At 59.7% G+C, this 1,050-nt stretch carries 1 protein-coding gene; it reads left to right on the plus strand.

Annotation, left to right across the window (positions count from 1 at the left end):
* Positions 1–909 (plus strand): amino acid permease (locus tag LQV45_RS35230; protein ID WP_230012678.1); only part of this gene is annotated, 909 nt, incomplete at its 5' end.
* Between the last annotated feature and the right edge of the window lie 141 nt (positions 910–1,050).

A 1,050-nucleotide genomic window follows, 5' to 3' on the forward strand; every position in this document is an offset into this window, starting at 1 on the left:
GTGGTCCTCATCGTTCTTGGTGGCGCGGCGTTGTTCGGCATCCACCCACTCAGTGAGGGAGGCAGCCACCCGTTCATGTTTGAGAATTTCAACACCTCCAGCGGCCTCTTCCCCAACGGTTTCAGCGGCGTCCTCGTCACTGCACTTGCAGTGTTCTACGCCTTCTCCGGCTCGGAACTCATCGGTGTGGCAGCGGGCGAAACAGCTGACCCCGCCACCAGCATCCCCAAAGCGATGCGCAGCACAGTGATCCGCCTGCTGATCTTCTTCGTCGGGGCAATCGCTGTCATCGCAGCTACCATCCCTTTTGATCAGGTAGGCCTGGATGAAAGCCCGTTCGTGACTGTCTTCTCATCCATAGGCATTCCTTTTGCCGCCGACATCATGAACTTCGTCATCATCACCGCCCTCCTCTCCGCCGGAAACAGCGGCCTCTTCTCCTGCGCACGGATGCTCTACTCCCTTGCCGACGAGGGGCACGCCCCCCGGGCGCTGAAGAAACTGACCCGGGGCGGTATCCCCCTAATCGCGCTTTCAGTCAGCATGCTCGGAGGCCTTGCGTCGCTCATCAGCAGCGTCGTTGCGCCCGAAACGGTCTACCTGGCTCTCGTTTCAGTGGCAGGTTTCGCCGTCGTCGGGGTCTGGATGTCCATCACCGCCTCGCACTTCTTCCACAGGAGATCCTTTGTCAAGAACGGCGGCGATGTCGCCGCCCTTGCCTACAAGGCCCCGCTGTTCCCGCTGGTGCCCATCCTGGCCTTTTCGCTCTGCCTAATATCGCTCATCGGCATCGCCTTTGACCCGAATCAGGTGGCAGCCCTCTATTTCGGAATCTCTTTTGTTGGTGCCTGCTACGCCTTCTTCTACTTCAAATACGGGCGTAAGGCGCGCGCAGACCAGCTGTCCTGACGCCATCATCAACCATCGTCTTCTCAGCTTCGTGGCCGGGGTCTTTCTTTCCCGGCCACGAGGCTGTTCAAGGGATAAACCATGAACTCACAAGGCCTGATGCAACACGTGCGCAGTTCGGTCCAGGACGCCGGCAGCTGG

Source organism: Microbacterium sp. Bi128 (genome assembly GCF_918698205.1).